The organism is Oleiphilus sp. HI0117, assembly GCF_001635235.1.
The window spans coordinates 1-923 of record NZ_LWGA01000087.1 but is presented as its reverse complement, the minus strand read 5'-3'; the positions used below and the strand labels follow the sequence as shown (position 1 = coordinate 923).

The following is a 923-nucleotide window of genomic DNA, read 5'->3' as shown; positions in this document are numbered from 1 at the left end:
TACTTCATACCAGATAGTGAGGGCGAGTATACTAAAGAAATCGCAGGTGATGCTTATCCCTTTGAGCAACGAGACATCGATTATCGAAATATCGTTTTTTTACACAACACGCCAGCCAACGAAAGCCAAACTTTTTATATGCGCATCGATACCTCTAGTTCGATGTTTGTCCCCCTTCAAATATGGCCCAATGACACCTTCTTTCATGAAATAGATAAAGTTAAGCTACTGCTCGGCATTCTCTATGGGATCGTAATTCTTGCGCTATTTATTTCAGCAGTAAATGCCGTATTCCTAAGAGACGTCATGTATATCTGGTTAAGCGGTATCTTTATCTGCTTTTTCTTGTACCTGGGTGGGATTAAAGGGGTTGCCTTCCAAGCCTTATGGCCAAACTCTCTCTATTGGCAGAAAATCAGCATCCCCTTCTTCATGAATATGAGCGTTGCATTCGGCTTCTTATATTGTCGCGCCTACATCAACTTAAGAGTGCTGTCTCTCAAGCTTGACCTGTCAATTAAAGTCTTGGCGGCGCTAGCTTTTGCCACAAGCTTACTCTGCTTTATTATCGAATACGAATACATCATTAGCATCAGCACAATCGTAACCATGCTTTCACAAGTCATATGTTTAAGCATCGGCCTCTACTCCTGGTATAAAGGCAATACGGCAGCCCGCCTGTTAATTTGCATGTAAAACTGACCCTGCTTTTGCACTTAATTTTGACCCGCCTGAGAGGCCAGATTACGGCCTGAACTTTTCTTTTATTTCCAGTTTTAAATTCGTTTATTAGTAGATTCTTTGTAGCGGTAACTTTCGTTACCTGTTTCAATGATGTGACAGTGATGCGTTAGTCGATCAAGTAATGCGGTTGTCATCTTTGCGTCACCGAAGACTTGGCTCCACTCTGAAAAGCTTAAGTT

2 protein-coding genes are annotated in these 923 nt (G+C 41.8%); one reads left to right on the top strand and one right to left on the bottom strand.

All coding sequences use genetic code 11. The features are described from left to right. Positions 1-696, top strand: a 696-nt coding sequence (locus A3757_RS01270) for a 7TM diverse intracellular signaling domain-containing protein (RefSeq protein ID WP_156506086.1), incomplete at its 5' end; no start/stop codon positions are given. Between the two features lie 80 nt (positions 697-776). On the opposite strand, the gene A3757_RS01265 is transcribed toward A3757_RS01270, so the two are convergent. Continuing rightward, on the bottom strand, positions 777-923 hold a 147-nt coding region (locus A3757_RS01265), incomplete at its 5' end, for an ATP-binding protein (protein ID WP_197469634.1).